Source organism: Haladaptatus sp. T7 (assembly GCF_026008575.1).
In the GTDB taxonomy this organism is placed as follows: Archaea; Halobacteriota; Halobacteria; order Halobacteriales; family Haladaptataceae; genus Haladaptatus; species Haladaptatus paucihalophilus.
Map to the genome: position 1 here is coordinate 284,008 of NZ_BROP01000006.1, position 21,933 is coordinate 305,940.

Consider the following 21,933-nt stretch of genomic DNA (forward strand, 5'->3'; position numbering starts at 1 on the left):
CTGATTCGAGCTCCGATGCAAAAAGAAATCCGGGTAGTTCATCGCTTTCAGTTGTAGACAGGCCGTCTTCCTATCGGACCTGAATCGTTTCACTTCCTTCGGGAACATTGCTATCGCTCCAATCGCGGGTCCAATTGCGGTTTCCTCGATGGGTACGATTCGCTGATTACGAACGAAGACTGTACCGGTATCGGAGAGTACTATCAGAATTCATAATATGCTCAGAATATAGATTAATTATTATAATTTGGGTAATATTAATTAATATTCATCCACATGGTGGACACGGATGCGAGAAACTAACAATAATAGTAGTGAAGGTCACTCTCGTCGGACGTTTATGAAAGCGACCGGTGCTGCAACTGCCGCGACTACGGTCGGTCTGACCGCACAGGGCGTGGCGGCGGATGAACACACGGTCGGCGCGATGCTGAACGATATGTCCATCGCCGAGAAGGCCGGGCAGATGATCCAGCCCGTGGTCAACAGTCTCGACCCGGAGGCGGATTCGACCTTCCAGGACGTCTCGGAAATCGGAGACCTCATCTCGGAGGTCGCCGCCGGGTCGTTGCTCTCCGGCGGGTCGCTTCCGCCGACGACGGACCCACAGGAACTCGTCGAAAAGGTCAACGCGCTTCAGGAGTACATGATCGACAACTCCCCGCACGGGATTCCGTTCTTCTACGGCGTCGATGCCGTCCACGGCGCCTGTTACCTCGACGGTGCGACCGTGTTCCCGAACCGGCTCAACATGGGTGCGACTCGTGACCCCGAAACCATCGAACGGGCCGAGCGACACACGGCGGCGGTGCTCGAAGCCACCAGTTGTCACGAGACGTTCGCTCCGACTATCGAACTCCAACGCGACCCGCGCTGGGGGCGGTTTTTCGAGGGAATCAGCGAAGACCCGAAGGTGCTTTCGGACATCTCGGCGGCCCGGACTCGGGCCCTCGAAAGCAACGACCGCGTGACGTCTACGGTCAAACACTTCGCGGGGTACGAAGTCCCCCACAACGGCAACGACCGGGCGGCAGCCAACGTCTCGATGCGCGACCTTCGAGAAACGCTGCTCCCGCCGTTCGAGGTCGCCATCGCGGAAGGCCCCGGAATGGTCATGGTCAACAGCGGTTCCGTGAACGGCATCCCGGCGCACGCCTCGCGGTGGCTGTTGACCGACGTCCTCAGGGAGGAGTACGACTTCGATGGCGTCGTCATCTCCGACTGGAACGACCTCTTCCGCATGATCGACCGCCATCAGTACTTCCCGGACACCGAGGACGGCCGACGGAGTGCGGTCGAGGCCGCTATCGAGGCGGGGTTGGACATGGTAATGCTCGGCGGCGGCGGTCTCACCCCACCCGAGTTCATCGCTCACGTTCAGACCCTCGTCTCCAACGGCGACCTCTCCGAGAAGCGCATCGACCAGTCCGTCAGGCGAATTCTTCAGCTCAAGCGGAGTCTCGGGCTGTTCGAGAACCCGTACGCCGATTCGTCGAATCTCGCCTCCCTCGTCGGCAACGACGAGTCGATGGAGGTGGCGACCGACCTCGCCCGCGAGTCGATGGTTCTGCTGAAAAACGACCCGGTGACGGAGGGTGGTCCCTCGGCGCTGCCGCTTTCGGGCACCGAAAACGTCCTCGTCACGGGACCGGGAATCGACCCCGAGACGGGTATCGAGAACCGTATCCTGATGCAGTACGGCGGCTGGACCCTCGGTTGGCAGGGAATCGAAGGCGGCTCGCTCACGGACGGCGGCCCTCGTCCGACCGGTACGACGATGGTAGCGGAACTGGAGAACGCACTCGGCAGGGGCCAACTCACGCACGTCCCGACGAACTTCGACCGCTCGCAATGGTGGTCGATTCCCGAGGACTCGACCAACGAAAACGGTGAGTACGGCTTCACCGACGAGCAGCGCAGTGCCGTCGAGAGTGCCGCTCCTGACGCAGACGTCGCCGTCGTCGTTCTCGGCGAAGGTCCACACAACGAAGGATTCGGCGACCGTGACACACTTCGACTCCCGGAGACGCAGCGGGAAATTCTCCAGACCGTCGTCGAGAACACCAGCGACGACACGACCATCGTCGGCGTGGAGTACGCGGGCAGTCCGCGCGGCAACGACGAGACCTTCCAGCATCTCGACGCACTGCTGTTCGCCGGTGAACCCGGCAGTGGCGGCGGCAAAGCCGTCGTCGAGACGCTCCTCGGAGAAAACAACCCCTCCGGGAGGCTCGGGTTCACGTGGCCGAAGCAGGTCGGCCACGTTCCGAACTACCACAATGCGTGGCCGTCGAGTCGGCACGAACCGCTGTATCCCTACGGGCACGGGTTGAGCTATACGGACTTCGAGTACTCCGACCTCTCCGTTTCGCCGTCGAACGTCGGCAATCCCCGCGCGGGCCGAACAGTGACCGTTACCGTCGACGTTACGAACACGGGCGACGTGGCGGGTGATCACGTCGTGGAGGTGTTCAACACCGAATTCTACGGTTCGGTCATCACCCGCGACCGCCGAGTCGTCGGCTACGAGCGCGTTCACCTCGATTCCGGCGAGAGAAAAACCGTCGAGGTCGAAGTCGATATGGAAGCCTTGGAAGTCGTCCCGGGCGATGTCCCAGCATTGGGTCCGAAAGCCGTCGAGGCCGGGGAGTACGAGCTGACCGTCGGGACGAACAGCGATATGACGAGTACGCTTACCGTTCGGACTACCTGCGGCGTGGGTCGCGTGCGTCACCTCCCCGGTCGATTCGACGCCGACGGTGACGGCGAAGTCACCGTCTCGGACGTTCTCGAAATCTACCGACTTTCGAAGGGGGAGTAACGCTCCTCGTTCTCACGGACGGCACCACAATCCGTTCGCTCGCGGGTGGTCGGCGACGAGCGAATGGCGATTTATCGCTATAATGAGGGACTCTCGTGGATGCGGCGCTGCAAAATCGGATCGGCGGTTCGGAACGATATCTCGTAATAGTGTCGCTGTGATGGGAGCGTCACACGCGAGACCTTCCGTACGGATGGAGAGAGCCCGTACTGACGGAGAGAGCCGCCCTTCTACTCGCGAGAGGCCGCAGATGCTCCCTCTCCGGTTCCGGCAACCGGGTCGGTGATGCTCTCACGAAGATCGGCTTCGATCTCCTCAAGCGACCTTCCTTTCGTCTCCGGAACGAGTCTGTGGGCGAACACAAACGCCATGAGGCTACAAATACCGAACAGCCAGAACGTGGACGATTCCCCGATATTTGCCGTCAGCATCGGGAACGCCAGCGACACGAGCAAATTCGCACCCCAATTGGCGACGGTAACCGTCCCCATCGCACTCCCACGAACGGAGAGCGGATAGATTTCGGAGATGAGCAGCCAAAAGACCGGTCCGAGCCCGATGGCGAAGAACGCCACGAACAGCATCAAACTGCCGGTCGCGACCCACCCGAGAATCCCGCTGAAGCCGGGGACGTAGAAGACGACACCGAGAATACTAAGCGTGACAATCATCCCACCGGTTCCGACCAACAACAGCTTCCGCCGACCCACGCGGTCGATAAGCGCGATGGCGACAATCGTCATGACGACGTTGATGACGCCGATTCCGGTGGTCGCAAGAATCGACGTCGCGCTTCCGAATCCGGTCGATTCGAGAATCGTCGGCGCATAGTACATGACGGCGTTGATTCCGGTAATCTGCTGGAAGACGGCGAGTCCGAGTCCGACGATCAGTGCTGGGCGCAGCCAGGGTTCGAGCAGGTCGGTAAAACCACTGTCGGATTGCTTTTCGACCGTTTTCTCGATTTCGGCGAGTTCGGCATCGACGCCGGTTTTTCGAGTCCGTTTCAGAACCGTCCGGGCATCGTCCGTCCGACCGTTTTCGTAGAGCCAGCGGGGGCTTTCGGGCATCTTCACCATGCCGATAGCGAGGACGACGGCCGGAATCATTCCGGTACCGAGCATCATCCGCCAATCGCCGGTATCGGCGAAAGCGTAGTTAACGAAGTACGAGATGAGGATACCGAGCGTCACCATGAGTTGATTCAGCGAGGTCAGTGCTCCTCGAATCTTTGGCGGTGCTATTTCGGAGATGTAGAGCGGCCCGACGATGGACGCGAATCCGATCCCGACACCATCGATGAGACGGCCCGCGACCAACACGGGTACATTCGGCGCGATTGCCATCGTTAGCGACCCGATAAAGAACACGATGGCCCCGAGAAAGATGAGTCGACGACGACCTATCTTATCGGCCAGCTTTCCACCAGTAGCAGCACCGAGTGCGGCGCCAGCCATCGCCCCGGACATGACGATACCTTTGACGAGTGGAGACATGGCGAAGGTATCATTGATGTACAGGAACGCACCGGAAATTATCCCCGTGTCGAATCCGAACAACAATCCGTTGAGTGCGGCTAACGCAGCAGTGAGATAGATAAACCGATTGCTTCCATTCGGTTGTATCTCTTCTTTGTCAACTGTAGCCATGGGAGAGTGTCTACAGTATTGCCCTGCTTCCAGTTAGAAAAGTTTCGAAATTTCTCCATTGAAAGAACATTATAAACATATGGGGTTTTAATCATTATACTACCGTTCATATGTTTACTTCTCCCCCGGTACCCGGAAGCACGACCGGTGTCCTCCGCCGACCGTCTCGTGATTGTGAATACTCTGACGCAAAGTGGTGGGTATTCTGATATTTTATCGAGGATATCGGAACCGAGCGCACGGATGTCAACCGACCGTGCGAACCCGCATCGTTTCCGGATTGATACGGGGACGGACGCAACTGAATCGGAATCTGCTTTCGAAGTTCACTTTGAGGCGGTACTTCCCGCCGTTTACGGACGCTTTCTCAGTTCGGAATCGATGTACGATGATAGTGAGACACGGGTCACAGCGATCGCGGTCTCACGGTTCGTCGTCGCATGGCAATACCTTGTACCGGTAATGGTGGCGAGAATGTGCTCGGCGACACGCGTCGAATCGACATCACGGAACACGCCGTCGTCGATACCCTGCTGGATTATCTCGTGGATCGCGGTTACGATTTTCTCGTCGAGTCGGGTGAACTGTTCACGAAACGCCCCGTTGGTTACCGCTTGGGCGCGCAGTTCGACCAGCACCGTCTGAAGTTGCTGTTCCGTTTCGTCCGGTTGGAGGGGGAGGAGTTTCTCAATGACGCGATCGAGCGTTTCTTTCGGGTCGTCGCTCTCACGAGTATCGATGGTCTCCTCGAACTGATCGACGGAATAGTCGAGAAACGAGACTAAGAGTTCATCTTTCGAATCGTAATAGTAGTACGGTGCAGCTTTCGATTTGTCGAGTTCTTCGGCGATGCGGGACATCGAGAGGTTGGCGTAGCCGTGCGAAAGCAACGCTCGATACGTTGCCCGCATGATCTCCTCTTCGGCGGAGGTCCATTTTTCACCGGATGAATCAGAAGACGTCATTGTATTGTGTCGATGGTATTAAATTCAAAGTGTTGAGGGTGTCTACACCTCGGAACCAAGTTACGTATGGAGTAAGGTGACACTCGGACGTTCTCTCCGAGGCACCGGTTCTGTCACATCGGTTACTATCCGTTCAGTAAGTATAATTCCTTTGTCCGACCCCGGTGGAACTCCACTGGTCGGCCCCGTCTACGGCTGGAACGGCGCTCGCTTCTGATAACGTTCGTTAGAACAGGCTGATTTTGGTGATCTTTGGTGTAAGTGGTTATAAAACTCCAATATTCAAAGATAGTTGGTCTCAATTATAATTATTCAGGGTGCATGTTTGTGCGGAAAACACGTGATTAAAGGTCGCTAACGAGCGGTGTGCGACTCGAACGGACTATTGTGTGGGTTATTAGACGCTACTTTCCGGGTATTCGCTTACGACAGGTAGACAAAAGACCTATGATTTACTAAACGGTCGTTAAATTATGGCCTCATCGAACCAAGGTGTCGCCTTTCGTACGCCCCCAAAAGCACTGGCCAGCGAACAAGCACAACTCAACCCGTTCGACTGGTATGCCGAGATGCGGCGGGAACACCCCGTGAGATACGACGATCAGCGTGGACGATGGGACGTGTTCAAATATGAGGACGTCAAGCAGATCGTGAGCGACCATGAAACGTACGCCTCCGATGTCGCCAGTACGGACATCCGTCTGGTCGATCGAGACTTCGATACGGATAGAGCGCCATCCATGATTCGAGCCGACCCGCCAGCCCATGGGCGTCTCCGGAATTTCGTTAACAGTCGATTTCAACCCGGGTCGATAGCGGAACACCGAGCGCGATTCGAGCAAATCGCCGATGACTTGTTGGACGATATCGACTCGGGGGCGAACGTCGACATCATCGACAAATTCTCACACCCGTATCCCGTGACGATTATTGCGGACCTGCTCGGTCTCCCGCGCGACGATTACGATCAGTTCCTCACGTGGTCGAAAGCGGCTACCGAGCTATCTTTGACGGGCGACGAGAAAGCCATCGAATCCAACAAGCGACGCCGTGCACGCGTGCAACGTGAAATGAGGGAGTACTTCTCGAATCTGATCTCCGAACGTGCTACTGGAAGCGGTGACGATCTGATCACGCTCGCCGCGATGAACGATGGACTGACCCACGAGGAGAAGATTAGCTTTTGCCTGACACTGCTCATCGCTGGCAACGTTACGACGGTCAATCTCATTACGAACGCCCTCTGGTGCTTCGAAGAGAACGACTTGTTTGACGCGGTTCGGACGGGAGCAGTCAGTCGGACGAAAGTGATAGAAGAGGTCCTTCGGTACCGGTCACCGGCCCAGACCGTCCGACGCGTGACGACGAAACCGGTCGAACTGGGCGGGCGACGAATCGATGCGGGTGAGTTGGTTTTAGCGAGGGTCGGATCGGCGAACCGGGACCCCGCTCGGTTCGATTCGCCGGAGGAATTCCGACCCGAACGGTCTCCGAATCCACACATCGCGTTCGGCGGTGGCATTCACTTCTGTTTGGGTGCGCAACTAGCTCGATTGGAAGCGGACATCGCTCTCGAGAAACTTTTGGATCGGTTTGAAGTGATCAACCCCGACCTCTCCGATTTGTCCCCCCAGACGTTCCTTTACGGCGTCAAATCCTTCCCTTGCCGTCTTGAAACGGGGAACTGACCGCCTCGATTCGTCGGGGTAACCGGGATTTGCCAGTCCGTCTCCCCGTTTCGAAACTCCAAACCGACACACATCGCTTATTCCGCCGGTGGTTCGGCGCACGGTGAGATAACGGCCGTCAACTACCCGCAGACGGCAGTTCCACGCGTCATCAGTTATCGAGTAGCTCGTCCCGGTCACTCCCGTTCCGTGACTTGTCCACCGCATTCGGGGCAAATTCCTGCGGCGGTGTCGAAGGGTTCACCACACATCTGGCATTCGAACCGTGCATCACTCCTCGTGGTGACGAGCCGTTTGAGCTTGCTCACGAGTCCCATGGTGGTAGTAGACACACTCCGTGCTGTCGGAAAAGCCTGCGGGACCGTTCGATGCCCACCCCGAAAGCGTTCTACCCGACACGATGTTCCGCTTGACGCGGCGGGAACGGCCGGTCTATTCCGGTATTGGCAATCGTCCAGTCGAGGATAGAGTGAAGATACCGGCTTCGACGTTAGATGACGAACGGGGCTGTACCGAGACACCACAGGATAAGTCCCACCAAGTAGAACGTCAGCGCTGTCCGCCCGCTGCCCGGGAGGGAATACGACGTGCCGACTATCGATTGAGAGGCGTCTAATTCGGTGTAGTCGCTTTCTCCACCGCCTCCCTCCATCGTCATCGTCGGCCCGGTTCCGGTGCGAGCGTGGAGGAGCGACACGACGAACAGAGACGCGATCAGGAGAAGAACGATGGCACGACCATAGAGGTAGGCGAGTGGGATAACAGTCACTCCACCAGCGATGACGGAGTACGTAACGAAAACCGGCGCTAGCGTCGTTCGATCCATGTCTGAAGCGGATTTCCCTGCTCAGTGGCACACCATGGCACGCGTGCGAGCAGGGAGGAGGGTGTGGCGGGGCAGGGGGGAGGGTCGGGAGTGATGGCGCCAGACCCGTGTGGGAACCCATTCAGGGTGTCAGAGGCAACCGCGCCACACTTCGTCCTTCGTGCCCTTCGGTAAATGCTTTGTGCAACTGTTCGAAAATAAGACAGTCAGATGGGCGACCATTGTTGGAACTCCAAACGAATCGGTGACGAAGTGCACTAGTACGTACTGCTCTCCGAGTCCGACGAATAACCGATAGTGAAGCGAACACGAGAACAGCCACCTGAGGCACCTATTGCACCTATCTCTCCGAAGGCTCCCGAATCACAAACCGGTGTTCAATACGACCAGCGACCGCCGAGTTTGAGTTCCTGCTCGTAACCGGGGTCGATCAGGTCGCGTGTGTCTTCGCGGGAGCGACTCGGCACGTCGCGGTCGGTCTCGGTGAGTGCGCAGACGGCGTTCGTGATGGTAACGGCGTGCTCGCGGAGGTCCCGGATATCTATTTTATCGAGCGTATCGGCGTGCGTGTGACCCCACCCGCGACCGCTCTTGTCGGGGTTCGTCGAGGAGACCATCGCGCCCGGGACGCCCTCCTGTACGAACGCCCACTGGTCTCCGTGCGGAGAGACGGTGTTACTGGAGACGAGCGGAATCGAGCGTTCGTCCGTCACGTCTTCGAAGGCGTCGAGAATCTCGTCGAACTCGTTCGCGTTTATCGAGAGGGTTCGGTCTCGGCCAGCACCGTCGATGTTGACGATGCATTTCACGTCGTCGAGGTCGTACGTCTCCATGGCGTGGTACGCTCCTTTGAGGCCGATCTCTTCCGAACCGAACACGAGCACGCGAACGCGCGTTTCGAGTTCGTCCTCCATTTGCGCGAGCAGACGACCGACTTCGGTTGCCAGCACGCTTCCTGCACCGTTGTCGTTCGCGCCCTCGGCGATGTCGTGCGTGTCCACGTGTGCCGTCAACAGAACCATTTCGTCCGTGTCGGGTCCGATATCGCCGACGACGTTGACGGACGTCGAAGGCTCGTTCCGACAGTCGACATCGACCGTCACCGAGAGGTCGTCGTCCTCGGCGTGACGGACGAGACGCTCGCCGAGTTCCTTCGAGACGCCCACCGCCGGAATCGGACCGGGGCGGTTATCGTAGCCGACCTCACCCGTCGGGGGGAGACAGCCAGCGATGTGATTCCGGAAGATGAAGCCGACCGCACCGGCGTTCGCGGCGCTGACGTACTTCTCCATCCGGTGAATCCAGCGGCCGTAATCGTCCGGCGTATCGCTGGAGGCGATCAGAATTTTGCCCTCGCAGTCGACCGCCTCGAAGTCCTCGGGACGACCGTACCCCACGTCGACCAATTCGCCCTCGACGGTTCCGGCGGGCGTCCCCGGGAGCGCGATGACCTGATAATCCTTCACGTATTGCTGGTCGTGGCCGCCTGCGGTCTCGATAGAAGAGGACCCTCGCCACCAGCCGTCGATGTCGAATTCGTCGAGGTGGACGTCCCGCAATCCTATTGCTTCGAAATAGCCTTCGAGTATTTTCGCTCCCGCTTTCTCCTCTTTCTGTCCGGCCATCCGCGTTTCGAGGTCGACGAGATCTTCGAGAACCTGCCACGAGAAATCGCTCCGGTAGGCGTCTCCGACGATGGCGTCTGTGAGGCGAGTCATGACTCCAGTCGTGTGGCGATAGTCTAAAAACGTATGTATCTCGGAAAATAGCGTTGTGGCCGAATCGACCCCTGCTGTACGCGACCGCACGCCGACCGACGACGGACTCCCGATTCGGCGGGAACGGTAGGGGGAGTAGACGGGGGAGGACGAGGGAGGTCGGAAGGAGAACGGGACGATAGAACGGTGAGTTCAGTTGACTTCGACGCGGTGCCACTGACCCGCCTCCTGACTCGTTTCGGCGGCCTTCGCGGCCTCACGAACGCGGCGCACGCGCTCGTCGGTCGGCGGGTGACTTGCGAACGCTCGTTCCAGCGGCGTTTGTTCCGTGCGACGATCACGAACCGGGAAGAACCAGGAGAGCAGTCCCCCTCCCGGTTCGTTCGCGCGCTGAATCTTTTCGAGCGCACGAGCGAACGACAGTGGCTCGTCGAGGACCGACACGGCTCGCCGGTCCGCTGCGTATTCGCGGCGGCGAGAGTAGGCTTGGAGTACGACCGTCGGAGCGACGAGCAAACCCATCACTAACCCCGTTAGTCCACGTCGTACGCCACTCCCAACGCTGTCGGGGCCTCGCACCGGTCGACCCATGATTAGCGAAAGTCCCCAGCAAGCCAATGAGGTAACCATCACGAGCGGGAGCACTACCACGAGAGCGAGGCTCGCTACCATTCGCAGGAGACTCATGGCCAGCGTCTGCAGGAGACTATCGTAGCCTTCGAGATGGGCGAGCTCGTGAGCGAGGACCCCTTCGAGTTCCGCGGGCGTCAGCAACCGGACGAGCGAGTAATCGATCACGAGCGTCCGACTCCCCAGCGCGAACGCGTTGGGTTGGCCGAGCCGCGCGATGTAGACCTCCGGTCGGTCGATACTCATCCTGCGAGTCAGCCGCTCGATGCTCGCGTGGATGCTCGGAGCCCGGACGTCCGAAAGCGGAGTCGTATTGAGACCCACGAGGAGACGCTTGGTGCTCATCCGATAGCTCACGTACCCGAAAACGAGCGCACTCCCTCCTGCAAAGAGCAGCACTGACGGGAGAGACGTACTGGAGAGGAGCACACCGACCATCCGAGAGCCCAAGAGGACGGTGACGCCAGCAAGAACGAGCAGCCACGCTCCAACCAGAACCGCGAGTCCCCGCGGCCGACGAGATGGGACTGACATAGCTTCTATAGGGGTTGCACACTCAAAACGGTTGTCGGAAAACACGCACGTGTACCGTCCTGGACGGGCGACCAGCGGTGGCTTTAGTGGGTATCGAACGCTTCCGGAGCGATCGGTCAACACCACCTTAGTATTGTGTAAATAGTACAATATTAGTGTCGGTGAGAGTCTCCCGATAGAGAACTGTCTGTGCTGGGCTAGTCCGATAGATGCCATACACTATCCGGACCTCTTTGAAATCCGTTCTCAAAACATCGATCCGTCTGTGTAAAATTGGGGAAATACTGTGTTCTAGAGCTTATTCTCACAGGTTATAAGTATTTGACTGGAAAAGTAGCGATAATATCGCATCTATCTCCCAAAATGGTTGTATATCTAAAATATAGGTGGTCGTTGTTGGCTCACCCTTATGGATGAAAATTGTGAATATTGTGCAATATTACTGGTCCGTTGACGACAGGCGCAATTTTTGAATCGACCTTATTGGACGTCGAATCGGGAAGTCGCCACGGGGACGTCCGGTAAAACGGACGACCCGCGGAGTCACCTCACGAAGCGGCATGGTATTACAAATATAGTGTTGTAATGTCGGTTTCGTGAGGACTCGCGTCCGACGACTGGACGGATTCGAGGAGGCGATTCGGTGGCCGTAGATAACAGTAGCTAGTTCGTCGACATCGAAATGGAAACAGAACCGGACGCCGAGCGAGTCCCGGTGCCGACCCGTCCGACGCGCTAACGGGAACTATCCCAAATTCGGTGTGTCCGAGCTCCTATCCGCCATGTTGATGTTCACTTCGATGACATTGGCGGTGCTCGTGACCATCTCCGGAATCGTCTCCTGGAACTGCGTTCCTTTCATCCGACTCGTCGGCGCGGAGACGCTCAACGCTCCGAGGACGCTTCCGTCGCGGTCCTTTATCGGCGCACCGACCGCCCGCAGTCCCTCGACTTCCTCCTCGTCGTTGTAGGAGTAGCCCCGCTCGCGCGTCTCGGCGAGTTCCTCACGGAGTTCGTCCCGGTCGGTGATGGTGTTCCCCGTCTTGCCCGGGAGACCGTGAAAGTCGATTATCTCCGCGGTTCTCTCCGGCGGGAGTTGCGACAGTATCGCCTTTCCCGTCGCCGAGGAGTGCAGATAGTCTGGTTTCTGTAACTTCGACGTCTGATACTTGTCTCCGACTGCCTTCTCGCCCCGTACTTTGAACAAGCTGATTCGGAGACCGTGTTGTTCGGTCGAGAGATGTGCGTACTCGTTGGTCTGTTTGGCCAACTTCTCGATTTCTTTCTTCCCCGCTTCGTAGAGAATGTGCTGGTTGCGGACGAATTCTCCGAGGAGCAGGAACTGGAGACTGAGTTCGTACGCGTTGCCGTTCTTGACGACGAGCCCCGTTTGTCGAAGTGTTGCAAGATGGTTGTACATCGTGGTTTTGGAGACGTCGAGGTGGTCAACGAGGTCATCGACGGTCGCGCTGCCTAACTCCTCTAGCGCCCGTATCACGCTCACCGCCGTCACGACGGTACTCAACGTCCGCGACGGCGACCCTTGGTTCGGTAGCTTGCTCATACTCCTCCTGTGTAAACGACCGTTATAGTTGTTTGTATATGTTGCAATTTGTCGACAGGGACCGTACGTGACGTGTTCACAGACATTATGACATTTGTTATCTTATCATCGAACGGGGCTACCGACTCTGGAGAAGCCCCGTCGTAAAGTGGTGGTACCGCCCAACGCGGCCACGGAACCGGCCGTCGTACCGGATTCGAACGCGAACGATTGAATTAGAGATTTACCGGGAGAAACGAGTCGATGCGTCCCGTCTCAATACTGATTGCAACTATTTACAACCACACGATGTGGCACCCACCGTCTGATACGACGTCCGTTCGCGCTAGTATTAGCTAGCCAAGCGTGCTAGCGTCGTCGCAAGCACATCGGTCGCTGCGGCGCAATCGTCCCAGTCGGTCCATTCGAGCGGATTGTGCGACAGGCCGTTCCGAGAGGGGGCGAACAGGAGCACGGTGTCGGTCACGGACGAGACGTTTGCAGTATCGTGCATTGCAGCGGAGTGCATCTTCTGCGGGACGATACCACACGCCTCTGCTGCACCTACCGCCGCCTCGACACATCGGTCGGCCATCTGACTGGGTTGCTGGTCACGGTACCGGTCGAATTCGGTTCGAACCGGCGCATCGCGTTCGAGGCGCGAGAGCGACTGGCGGGCGCGGTCCGCGAGCACGTTCATCGACTCGTACTCGACGTCGCGGATGTCCATGTGGAGTTCGACGTGTCCGGGTACGATGTTTCGAGCGTTCGGCGTGACGTCGCACCGTCCCACCGTTCCGACGGCCGTCGGACTGATCGAGGTAACCACGTCTTCCGCGGCGCGACGGAAGTCGACCACGAACTCGCTCGCGGTCGTGAACGCGTCGGACCGTTCGTACATCGGCGTCGCACCCGCGTGGTCCGCCTCACCATCGACTTCGACCCTGCAGTTCGTGATGCCGGTGATGGCGTCCACGACGCCGACCTGCGTCCCCGCCGATTCTAACGTCGTCCCCTGTTCTACGTGCAGTTCCGCCCACGCTGACCAGTCGCCCGCGCGGATTTCGTCGTCGCCCGCGAAGCCGACGTTCTGCAGATGCTTCTCAAGAGTGCGCCCCTCGTCGTCAGTGAGCGACAGCGCCTCCTCGGCCGTTCGAACACCGGTTGCGACGGACGACCCGAGCAACCCGAACGAGAACCGCGCACCCTCTTCCTCGGTGAACGAGACGACCTCGACCGGCCGCCGGAGGTCCGCGTCCGAAGCCTGCAGCGTCCTGACAGCTTCGAGCGCCGCGTAGACGCCGAGCGGCCCGTCGAAGATGCCGCCCTCGGGAACGGAATCGAGGTGGCTCCCGGCCGCGACGGGCGCGGCGTCGGGGTCCGCCCCCTCCGGCGTCCACCGGCCGACGATGTTCCCAACCGCGTCGACGGACACCGAGAGCCCGGCGTCCGTGAGCCGCGAAACGAAGTATTCCCGTGCGCGTCGGTCCGCGTCGCTTCCCGTCAGTACCGTCCTGCCGTGTCCTTCCTCGACGTCGATGGCGCCGAACTGGCCGTTCCGTTCGATGTCGCGACGAAGGCGTTCCTGGTCAACCTGCATACCTCGGCTCAATCGAAATGGGGGGTAATAAACGCAGTGCATCGGTGGAAAAACAGCGCGAGCGGTCGGTTTCCATCGTGACCCGATGACCTGCTCGCTAACGGTACAGCCGCTCTGAACCCGCAATCGACGGCGAACCGTGTATCCAAGTGCGGCGACTAGAGCGTGCGAACGGTTCGAGCGACGACATCGACCCCGATATTGAGGGAGTCCTCGTCGATGTCGAACCGCGCCGTGTGGTGGCCGTACGGGTTGCTCGCGCCGATACCGATGTAGGTCGCTTCACCGCCGTTCTCCTGCACGCGGCGGATGAGGTACGACGCATCCTCGCTCCCGCCCATGTCGGCGCGGTTGACGACGGTGGAGACGGCATCGAGGTCGGACGCAGCGTCGGCAACGGCGTCGATCATCGCATCGTCGGCCGTGAACGTCGTCGTCTTCCCGTAGAGACCGGTTTGCAGTTCCACGTCGTGCATTCCGGCCGCGTGCTCGACGACGCGGCGGGCTTTTTCGAGCATGTAGTCGTTCAGCTCCGCCGACCCGCCGCGAACCTCGACGCGCATCCGGACCTCCTCGGCGACGATGTTCTGCGGATTCGGCGAGTGAACCTTCCCGACGTTGATGCGGGTCGTACCATCGGCGTGGCGCGGGATGGCGTAGAGGTTCTGAATCGCGGTCGTCGCGGCCTGCAACGCGTTCCGTCCCTCGTTCGGCGCGTTCCCCGCGTGACTCGGGGCTCCCTCGAACGTCACGTCGAGTTTCGCGTTCGACAGCGGGTGTTCGTACGCCGCGACGACCATCCCCGTCTCGTTACCGAGTCCGAGGTGAAGCGCGAGGAAATACTCGACGTCGGCGAGGTGGTCCGTCTCGCTCATCGGTTTCCCGCCCCGGCCTCCTTCCTCCGCGGGTTGGAAGAACAGCTTCAACGTCCCGTCGAAACCGCCGTTCTCGTCGAATTCACGCGCGATACCGAGGCCGATGGCAGTGTGGCCGTCGTGGCCGCACGCGTGCATCTCGTTCGGGTGCGTGCTCCCGAATCCGTCCCGTGCGGGGCGGTGGTCGTCGTCGGTGGCCTCGCTGCGTTCGAGCGCGTCCATATCGACCCGGACGCCGACGGTCGGGCCCGTCCCGTCTCCGTACGTCTTTTCGGCGACGAGTCCGGTGATGTCGTCCATCCGTTCGAGGTACGACTCCGGCGCGCCCTTCTCGCGGGCACGAGCGACCGCGTTTGCGATGTCGGCTTCGTCCGGGACGCCGAGGCGAGCGTCCTCGTCAACGGCGTCCGCGCCGAGATGAAGGGTGTAGTCGCGCTCGTCGAGTTCGTGTGCGATGAGCGCTGTCGTGCGAAACTCCTTCCAACCCGATTCGGGATTCGCGTGTAAGTCTCTGCGTAGCTCTCGTAGGGTGAGCGGTCTGGCGTCTGCCATGGCCCTACAACAAAGGTGGACTATTAAACTACTATGGGAACAGGTAATCGTAACGGAAAGTACCGGAACACGAGTGTCGCCGTCAACAAAACAGTTATATAATATATCTCCATGTGCTAAGGTAGACCACACCAAAAGGTGTGTTTCGAAGCAGGTAAGAGTAGATATGGAAGAAGACGACATAATCGAATACAATCTGAACAGACGGCAGTTCGTCGGCGTCGCTGGCGTACTGGCTGGAACGGCGCTAGCGGGATGTTCCGGAAAGACCGACGACGACGGCGGTGACGGCGACGGTGGCGGCGGTGGCGGTGGCGGCAACGGCAAGAAGACCCGGTTGAACGTCGCCATCTCCGCGGAAGTGTGGAACTTCGACCCCGCGCTCTGGACGGACACCGCCACGAGCACCGTCGGTGGCCTCATCTTCGACGAGGTCATCGAACTGACCCCCGACGAGGAACTGAAGCCCGGTCTCGTGACGGAAGTCCCGGAACCGAAGAACGGCGGGAAAGCGTTCGAGTACACGCTCCGCGACGGTATCACGTTCCACAACGGCGACGACGTGACCATCGAGGACTTCAAGTACTCCGTCGATTGGATTCTGAACCCCGATAACAACTCTCCGGTCAAGAGCCGGATGCCGTTCGTGGAGAGCAGCGAAATCGTCGGCGACCGGACGCTCAGGCTGAACACGTCGAAATCGTTCGGCACGCTCAACTGGTGGCTCACCCGGAGTCTCGAAGGAATCGTCCCGAAGGGGTCGCGCGGCGAGACGAAAGACGGGAAGGGTCCGAGCGGTCTCTCGACGAATCTCACGAACGACCCGGGCGGTGCGGGCACCGGCCCATACGAGTTCGTCGAGTGGAAGAGCGGGAGTCACGTCCTGTTGAAGAAGAACGAGAACTACTGGAAGGACGGCATTCCGTCGGTCGATGAGGTCAAGTTCAACTTCATCGGGGAGAACTCCACGCGCCTCGCCAACCTCCGCTCCGGAACGATAGACCTCACGGACAAGGTTCCGCCGAAGGACTTCTCGGGGCTGAAAGGCCAGCCTGACATCACGGCGGAGTCGGTTCCCGGCAACCTCACGCAGGTGCTCTACGTGAACCTCATGGAAGCGGAGGGCAACCCGATGAGCAACGTCCACAACCGGCGCGCGGTGCTGTACGGCATCGACGGCGACGAGATTCTGGACGAAATCTTCCACGGACAGGGCGTCGTCCAGAAGGGGCCGTGGTATCCCGACAGCGAGTGGACGTCGCCGAAGCTCAAGAAGATGGAGCTCTACGACCCGAAGAAGGCCCGCTCGGAACTCGAGAAGGCCGGAAACCCCGACGGCTTCGAGTTGGACATCATCGCCACCAAGGGCTCGTGGTTCAAGGACGAAGCGATCGTCATCCAGGAGCAGTTGTCCAACATCGGCATCGACGTGAGCGTCACCGCCGTGGACAAGTCGACCCTGTTCGACCAGGTCTACGGCACGAACAAGTGGCACGCCGCCATGGAAGACTGGGGCCAGTCGATTCCGGTCGTGACGTCCTGGCTGGAGTCCGGCTACGCGGACAACAACCACAACCACAACAACTGGCACCACCAGTCGGACGATTTGATGGACATCTACGCTCCGAGCGGACCCGAACCGCCAGCGGACGCCAAAGGCGACTACTCGAACGGACACGAGTGGTACGTCGCACAGCTGCGCGAGGCGCAGGCCGCGACGGACAAAGAAACGCAGAAAGAGATCGTCTACCGGCTCCAGGAGTACCTCGTCGAGCACGCGATTCAGATCGACATCGCCTACGTGAACAAGCTCGAAGCGTGGCGCAACTCGGTCAGCAACTACGACATCGGCACGTTCGTCGACGAGTACCGGAACGTCGAGGTCGGCGAGTAAACGCACACCAACCATGTTATCCGATTCAGAGGAAGTGAATGAATGAATCCACATAGAACTACTGCGGAGGTGATCGGGCGATGAGCATGGGACGCTACGTCGCAAAACGCCTGCTGCTGACGATACCAGTCCTGCTCGGCGTCAGCGTCGTGGTGTTCGCGCTGGTTCACCTCGCGCCGGGCGGCCCCGTTCGCGTGATGCTCGGTCCGCTCCAAAACGAAAAGCTCGTCAACCAGATTCGACACGATATGGGGCTGGATAAACCGGTGTACGTCCAGTACGGGCTGTGGATGGTCGATGCCATACAGGGAGACTTCGGAACCTCCTGGACCGTCCAACAGGGAGCGCCGGTGACGGACCTCATCGTGGAGCGACTGCCGCTGACGGTCGAACTGTCGATACTCAGCATGATAATGGCGATACTCATCGCCATTCCGACCGGCATCATCAGCGCCGTTCGCCAGGACCGAATCGAGGACCACGCGGCGCGCATCGCCGCGTTGACCGGCATCTCCATTCCCGATTTCTGGCTGGGGATCATCCTCATCATGGTGTTCGCGGTCCAGTTCTCCTTCCCGTGGGCGACGGGCGGGTGGACGCCGCCGTGGGTCGACCCGGTAGCGAACCTTCAGCAGTTGATACTGCCTGTGATCACGCTCGGAACGGCCTACTCCGCGCTCATCGCGCGGATGATGCGCTCCGAGATGCTCGATACGCTCAACCAAGACTACATCAAAACGGCGAAGGCGATGGGAATCAGCGGCCGCGAAGTGATACTGAAAGACGCCTCCAAGAACGCACTCATCCCGGTCGTCACCGTCATCGGCGTCGGTCTCGGCCAACTGATGAACGGGGCGATTCTGACGGAGACCGTGTTCAATCTGCCGGGCGTCGGAAAGCTCCTGATACTCGCCATCGACCGACGGGATTACCGCGTTATCCAGGCGCTCATCCTGTTCATCTCGATGGTGTTCGTCTTCGCGAACCTCGCGGTCGACGTACTGTACGCCTACCTCGACCCCCGAATCCGATACGACGGGAGGAACTGATATGGCAACGAAAGACCACGCAGAGACGGACACGTTCGACGCTGGGTCGGCCCCCGGAACGCACCACTCGCAGTTCCAGATGTTCTGGAAGGAGTTCCGGCGCAACAAGCTGTCGATGATCGGCGGTGCGATAATCGGCACGATGGTTCTCCTCGCGTTGTTCGCTCCCTACGTCGCCCCGCACGACCCGACCGTACAGTTCGAGGCGCCCGAGGGCGAGCACAACCCGATGCCGATGGGTACCAAGATGATAGTCGAAAACGAGAACGGCGACGCGGTCGGAACGATGACCGCGTACCTCGGGACGGACCATCACGGCCGCGACATCCTCTCGCGCATCCTCTACGGTTTGCGTACCCTGATGACGGTGTCGCTCGGCGTCGTCTTCTTCGCCATGCTCATCGGCGTGAGCGCGGGTGCGATAGCCGGGTACTACCGGAACTCGTGGATCGACGAGATAATCATGCGGTTCATGGACATCCTCTTCTCGTTCCCGAGCCTCATCCTCGCCATCGCGGTGCTGGGCGTGTTGGGCGTCGGAGAGACGGAGTACGGGTCGTTCGTGCTTCCGAACCTGCTGAAGATAATCATCGTCATCGGCGTCGTCTACATTCCGAGTTTCGCCCGCGTCATGCGCGGCTCCGTGCTCAAGGAGATGGAAGAGGATTACATCGACGCCGCCAAGGCGCTCGGGGCGAGCGACCGACACATTCTCGTGAAGGACATCGCCGTGAACACGCTGCCCACCGTCGTCGTTCAGGGCACGCTGTACATGGGAACGGCCGTGCTGGCGAGCGCCGCGCTGTCGTTCCTCGGCCTCGGTATCCAACCCCCGAAGGCGAGTCTCGGGTTGATGCTGTCGAACGCCCGCGGCTACCTCTACAGCGGCGAGTGGTGGTACTCGGTGTTCCCGGGCGCGGTCATCGTGCTCACCATCCTCGGGTTCAACCTGCTCGGTGACGGGCTCCGCGACGCACTCGACCCGCGATACACGGAGGAGACGAGAGAATGAGCGACCCGATACTGTCGGTTCGCAACCTCGTCACCCGGTTCTATACGGACGAGGGAACGGTGAAAGCCGTCGACGGCTCCTCGTTCGACCTCCACGAGGGCGAAACCCTCGGCATCGTCGGCGAGAGCGGGTCCGGAAAGAGCGTCACCGCGCTCTCCGTGATGCGACTCATCGACGACCCCGGACGCATCGAGAGCGGAAGCGTCCGCTACAACGGCGACGACCTGTTGGAGAAGAGCGAAGCGGAGATGCGCGCGATACGCGGCAACGAGATATCGATGATGTTCCAGGACCCGATGACGAGTTTGAACCCGGTGTTCACCATCGGCGAACAGATCCGCCGCGTCATCCTGCGGCATCAGGACGTCTCGAAGCAAGAAGCACACGAGCGGACCATCTCGCTCATGACGGACGTGGGCATCCCGGAACCGGAGGCTCGCGTCGACAGCTACCCGCACCAGTTCTCGGGCGGCATGCGCCAGCGCGCGCTGCTCGCGATGGCCATCTCCTGCGAACCGGACATACTCATCGCGGACGAACCGACGACGGCGCTCGACGTGACCATCGAGGCACAGATATTCGAGGTGCTCGACGACCTCCAGGAGAAGTACGGGATGAGCATCATCCTCATCACGCACGACCTCGGCGTCGTCGCCGGGACGTGCGACCGCGTTGCGGTCGCGTACGGCGGTCGAATCGTCGAACGCGCGGACGTGGACGACCTCTTCGAGAACCCGCGCCACCCCTACACGCGCGGGCTGATGCGTTCGCTACCGACGCTGCGGGGAGAGATGGACCGACTGGTCCCCGTCAAAGGCGACGTGCCGAACCTCGCCGCCCTGCCGTCCGGGTGTTCGTTCCATCCGCGATGTCCGCACGCGACGGACGCGTGTCGTGAGTACGACCCGGAACTGCGGTCGGTCGAACCGAACCGCGAGGCCGCCTGCATCCACGCCCGCGGATACGGCCCGATATCGAAGGAGACGGGAACCGCTCCACGTACCGAGGCCGCCACCGACGGAGGGGTGGTCGATGACTGACGCCCCGCTGGTGGAAGTGCGCGGCCTGCGCAAGCACTTCGTCCAGAACGACGGACTTATCGACCGCCTGATGGGCGCAGAAGAGCGCATCAAGGCCGTCGATGGCGTCGATTTCGAAATCGAACGCGGCGAGACGCTCGGTCTCGTCGGCGAGTCCGGAAGCGGAAAGTCCACGACGGCGCGGTCGCTCCTGCGCCTCGACGAGCCGACGGCGGGGACGGTTCGCTACGATGGAACCGACCTCACCGAGCTGTCCGCGGGCGAAATGAAGGCGATGCGAAAGCGAATCCAGATGGTGTTTCAGGACCCCGCGTCGAGCCTCAATCGTCGAAAGACCATCTCGCAGCTCCTCAAGCAGCCGATGGAGATCCACGGACTGTACGAGGGCGAGCGCGACGAGCGCGTAGACGAACTGATGGAAACGGTCGGCCTCCCGCCACAGTTATCCAATCGGTATCCGCACGAGTTCTCGGGCGGTCAGCGCCAGCGCGTCGGTATCGCCCGCGCGCTCGCGGTCGACCCGGAGTTCATCGTCGCCGACGAACCCGTCTCGGCGCTCGACGTCTCCATCCAAGCCCAGATACTCAACTTGCTGATGGACCTGCAGGACGAGTTGGACTTGACCATCCTGTTCATCGCCCACGACCTCAGCGTCATCCGCCACTTCTGTGACCGCGTGGCGGTCATGTACCTCGGCGAAATCGTGGAGGTTGCGGACGGATCGGACCTCTTCGAGAGTCCGCAACACCCGTACACGAAATCGCTCCTCCGCGCGATTCCGGAACCGGACCCGGCCCTCGCCCGCACGCGAACTGCGCTGGAGGGAGAGGTACCCTCGCCGCTCGACCCCCCGAGTGGCTGTTCGTTCCACTCTCGCTGTCCGAACGCTACCGAGGAGTGCATGGCGACTGACCCGCCGCTGGAGGCGATTTCCGGGGCGAACGACGGCCACGAAGCGGCCTGCATCCACGTCGATGAGTTCGAGTACGGAACGGGATTCGTCGCCGAGGAGGCGGTCGTGGACGACCGATTCAGCATCGAAGGGTTCGACCACGCCGACGAACCGGTCGCGGACGGCGGCCGGTCGGATAACGAATGAACGTCGCGCTGAAGCCGCTGATTCGGCTCGCCATCACGTTCGCCATCGTGTGGTTCTACAGCGCCTTGCTTACCCCCCTCGATGCCGGGCTTCGCTTCATCGCCATCGTCGTGCTCGCCATCCCGACGTGGCTCGTCGTGAGTCGGGCGCTATTCGCGGACGACGACTGGTCACCGTTTCGGTTCCGCCGCGACGCGAAGTAATCGGAAACAGACCCGAACCGCCGTTCGGGTCGGAGGAAATCGCCGCGCTCCTGTTTGAATGATGAAAACTCGTCCGAGTGGCACTGCATAGTTTCGCTTCACCTCAACGGGTGTTCACTCATCGGATGATCAATGCCGAAATTATCTACTAAAGCTGAACAGTTCATTGAAATAGATGGATCTTCTGCCCAATCTTCAAATTAATTGTCACAGTATCCAAACTGATAGCTACGGG

The 21,933-nt window shown here is 60.0% G+C and carries 16 protein-coding genes; 8 read left to right on the top strand and 8 right to left on the bottom strand.

From position 1 onward, the window contains the following. Nucleotides 1-289: 289 nt before the first annotated feature. Nucleotides 290-2,821, top strand: a complete 2,532-nt coding sequence (locus OPC11_RS17105; RefSeq protein ID WP_264782717.1) for a glycoside hydrolase family 3 N-terminal domain-containing protein — start codon at nucleotides 290-292, stop codon at nucleotides 2,819-2,821. Nucleotides 2,822-3,051: 230 nt separating this feature from the next. Here OPC11_RS17105 and OPC11_RS17110 read toward each other — a convergent pair whose 3' ends face one another. Together OPC11_RS17110 and OPC11_RS17115 are read right to left on the bottom strand one after the other, a co-directional pair. Then, complete coding sequence (locus tag OPC11_RS17110) at nucleotides 3,052-4,470, bottom strand: sugar porter family MFS transporter (protein WP_264782718.1); 1,419 nt, start codon at nucleotides 4,468-4,470, stop codon at nucleotides 3,052-3,054. A 353-nt stretch (nucleotides 4,471-4,823) separates the two neighbouring features. After that, entirely contained in the window at nucleotides 4,824-5,435 is a 612-nt protein-coding gene (locus OPC11_RS17115; RefSeq protein WP_007980792.1) for a TetR/AcrR family transcriptional regulator, read from the bottom strand. Nucleotides 5,436-6,292: 857 nt separating this feature from the next. Here OPC11_RS17115 and OPC11_RS17120 point away from each other — a divergent pair. After that, complete coding sequence (locus tag OPC11_RS17120; protein WP_264782719.1) at nucleotides 6,293-7,123, top strand: cytochrome P450; 831 nt, start codon at nucleotides 6,293-6,295, stop codon at nucleotides 7,121-7,123. 490 nt (nucleotides 7,124-7,613) lie between these two features. On the opposite strand, the gene OPC11_RS17125 is transcribed toward OPC11_RS17120, so the two are convergent. The 6 genes from OPC11_RS17125 to OPC11_RS17150 form a co-directional block, all read right to left on the bottom strand. Further along, the gene (locus OPC11_RS17125) at nucleotides 7,614-7,949 is read right to left on the bottom strand and encodes a hypothetical protein (RefSeq protein ID WP_007980790.1); all 336 of its coding nucleotides are present in this window, start codon (nucleotides 7,947-7,949) and stop codon (nucleotides 7,614-7,616) included. A 377-nt stretch (nucleotides 7,950-8,326) separates the two neighbouring features. Continuing rightward, nucleotides 8,327-9,667, bottom strand: coding sequence for a M28 family peptidase (locus OPC11_RS17130; protein ID WP_007980789.1), 1,341 nt, complete (start codon nucleotides 9,665-9,667; stop codon nucleotides 8,327-8,329). Between the two features lie 192 nt (nucleotides 9,668-9,859). Continuing rightward, the gene (locus OPC11_RS17135) at nucleotides 9,860-10,831 is read right to left on the bottom strand and encodes a M48 family metalloprotease (protein ID WP_264782720.1); all 972 of its coding nucleotides are present in this window, start codon (nucleotides 10,829-10,831) and stop codon (nucleotides 9,860-9,862) included. Between the two features lie 745 nt (nucleotides 10,832-11,576). Next, entirely contained in the window at nucleotides 11,577-12,395 is an 819-nt protein-coding gene (locus OPC11_RS17140) for an IclR family transcriptional regulator (RefSeq protein WP_007980787.1), read from the bottom strand. A gap of 331 nt (nucleotides 12,396-12,726) precedes the next feature. Continuing rightward, nucleotides 12,727-13,974 (bottom strand): M20 family metallo-hydrolase, encoded by a 1,248-nt coding sequence (locus tag OPC11_RS17145; RefSeq protein ID WP_264782721.1) that lies wholly within the window; start codon nucleotides 13,972-13,974, stop codon nucleotides 12,727-12,729. Between the two features lie 158 nt (nucleotides 13,975-14,132). Further along, on the bottom strand, nucleotides 14,133-15,401 hold the full coding sequence (locus OPC11_RS17150) for an amidohydrolase (protein WP_007980783.1): 1,269 nt from the start codon (nucleotides 15,399-15,401) through the stop codon (nucleotides 14,133-14,135). Nucleotides 15,402-15,567: 166 nt separating this feature from the next. Here OPC11_RS17150 and OPC11_RS17155 point away from each other — a divergent pair, with 166 nt between their 5' ends. The 6 genes from OPC11_RS17155 to OPC11_RS17180 all read left to right on the top strand — a co-directional run bounded on the left by OPC11_RS17155 (nucleotide 15,568) and on the right by OPC11_RS17180 (nucleotide 21,698). After that, complete coding sequence (locus tag OPC11_RS17155) at nucleotides 15,568-17,295, top strand: ABC transporter substrate-binding protein (RefSeq protein ID WP_264782722.1); 1,728 nt, start codon at nucleotides 15,568-15,570, stop codon at nucleotides 17,293-17,295. 80 nt (nucleotides 17,296-17,375) lie between these two features. After that, nucleotides 17,376-18,344: an ABC transporter permease gene (locus tag OPC11_RS17160; RefSeq protein WP_264782723.1), complete on the top strand. Its 969-nt coding sequence runs from the start codon at nucleotides 17,376-17,378 to the stop codon at nucleotides 18,342-18,344. Nucleotide 18,345: 1 nt separating this feature from the next. Then, a complete protein-coding gene (locus tag OPC11_RS17165; RefSeq protein WP_007980778.1) occupies nucleotides 18,346-19,356 on the top strand; it encodes an ABC transporter permease in 1,011 nt (336 codons plus the stop codon). Then, nucleotides 19,353-20,396: an ABC transporter ATP-binding protein gene (locus OPC11_RS17170; RefSeq protein ID WP_264782724.1), complete on the top strand. Its 1,044-nt coding sequence runs from the start codon at nucleotides 19,353-19,355 to the stop codon at nucleotides 20,394-20,396. The genes OPC11_RS17165 and OPC11_RS17170 overlap by 4 nt, the downstream gene beginning before the upstream one ends. Then, on the top strand, nucleotides 20,389-21,495 hold the full coding sequence (locus OPC11_RS17175) for an oligopeptide/dipeptide ABC transporter ATP-binding protein (protein ID WP_007980776.1): 1,107 nt from the start codon (nucleotides 20,389-20,391) through the stop codon (nucleotides 21,493-21,495). The genes OPC11_RS17170 and OPC11_RS17175 overlap by 8 nt, the downstream gene beginning before the upstream one ends. After that, on the top strand, nucleotides 21,492-21,698 hold the full coding sequence (locus tag OPC11_RS17180) for a hypothetical protein (RefSeq protein ID WP_007980775.1): 207 nt from the start codon (nucleotides 21,492-21,494) through the stop codon (nucleotides 21,696-21,698). The genes OPC11_RS17175 and OPC11_RS17180 overlap by 4 nt, the downstream gene beginning before the upstream one ends. Nucleotides 21,699-21,933: the final 235 nt, after the last annotated feature.

Coding starts and splice junctions, on each gene's coding strand:
- OPC11_RS17180 (WP_007980775.1), top strand. CDS start 21,492: ATGAACGTCGCGCTGAAGCCGCTGATTCGGCTCGCCATCACGTTCGCC.
- OPC11_RS17105 (WP_264782717.1), top strand. CDS start 290: ATGCGAGAAACTAACAATAATAGTAGTGAAGGTCACTCTCGTCGGACG.
- OPC11_RS17160 (WP_264782723.1), top strand. CDS start 17,376: ATGAGCATGGGACGCTACGTCGCAAAACGCCTGCTGCTGACGATACCA.
- OPC11_RS17135 (WP_264782720.1), bottom strand. CDS start 10,831: ATGTCAGTCCCATCTCGTCGGCCGCGGGGACTCGCGGTTCTGGTTGGA.
- OPC11_RS17140 (WP_007980787.1), bottom strand. CDS start 12,395: ATGAGCAAGCTACCGAACCAAGGGTCGCCGTCGCGGACGTTGAGTACC.
- OPC11_RS17150 (WP_007980783.1), bottom strand. CDS start 15,401: ATGGCAGACGCCAGACCGCTCACCCTACGAGAGCTACGCAGAGACTTA.
- OPC11_RS17155 (WP_264782722.1), top strand. CDS start 15,568: ATGGAAGAAGACGACATAATCGAATACAATCTGAACAGACGGCAGTTC.
- OPC11_RS17175 (WP_007980776.1), top strand. CDS start 20,389: ATGACTGACGCCCCGCTGGTGGAAGTGCGCGGCCTGCGCAAGCACTTC.
- OPC11_RS17165 (WP_007980778.1), top strand. CDS start 18,346: ATGGCAACGAAAGACCACGCAGAGACGGACACGTTCGACGCTGGGTCG.
- OPC11_RS17115 (WP_007980792.1), bottom strand. CDS start 5,435: ATGACGTCTTCTGATTCATCCGGTGAAAAATGGACCTCCGCCGAAGAG.
- OPC11_RS17125 (WP_007980790.1), bottom strand. CDS start 7,949: ATGGATCGAACGACGCTAGCGCCGGTTTTCGTTACGTACTCCGTCATC.
- OPC11_RS17170 (WP_264782724.1), top strand. CDS start 19,353: ATGAGCGACCCGATACTGTCGGTTCGCAACCTCGTCACCCGGTTCTAT.
- OPC11_RS17110 (WP_264782718.1), bottom strand. CDS start 4,470: ATGGCTACAGTTGACAAAGAAGAGATACAACCGAATGGAAGCAATCGG.
- OPC11_RS17130 (WP_007980789.1), bottom strand. CDS start 9,667: ATGACTCGCCTCACAGACGCCATCGTCGGAGACGCCTACCGGAGCGAT.
- OPC11_RS17145 (WP_264782721.1), bottom strand. CDS start 13,974: ATGCAGGTTGACCAGGAACGCCTTCGTCGCGACATCGAACGGAACGGC.